This window comes from Bartonella sp. MR168JLCBS (assembly GCF_042194175.1).
The window spans coordinates 1-524 of sequence record NZ_JBHIMP010000630.1 but is presented as its reverse complement, the minus strand read 5'-3'; the positions used below and the strand labels follow the sequence as shown (position 1 = coordinate 524).

1 pseudogene is annotated in these 524 nt (G+C 41.4%); it reads left to right on the top strand.

The features are described from left to right. Positions 1 to 524 (top strand): annotated as a pseudogene (locus ACFIK8_RS13100) (DNA repair protein RecN); the annotation flags it as partial.

Genomic DNA, 524 nt, shown 5'->3' with positions numbered 1-524 from the left:
GATCTTTTAAGTGGTCCAAAATCCCCAATACCAGTTCTTTCTCATTTGGTGAGGCGTTTGGAGCGGAAAATTCCTGAAGCGCAAGCGATGATTGAGCCTGTGGTGAAATCCATTGATGATGCATTGCATGCCCTTGCAACAGCACAAGAAGGCATTGAAACTGCAATGCAGACATTAGATTTTGAACCTGGTGAATTGGAACAGATAGAAGAGCGCCTTTTTGCGCTTCGGGATTTTGCACGTAAATATCACGTTTCTGCGGATGAATTAACACAGTTACGTGATAAAATGGATGCTGAACTTACTGCTTTTGAGGAAGCTCAGAGTACATTGATACGATTCGAAGAAGAGGAGAGGGAAGCACAAAAAAATTACGATACATTAGCGAAAGCACTCTCAATAAAACGTCGAGAAGTAGCAAATCATTTGTCTGAAAGTGTTATGGCTGAGTTACCAGCATTAAAGTTGGAAAAGGCCAAATTTATCGTTGAAATGCAAAGTGATGCTGAAAGACGGAGTTCCGA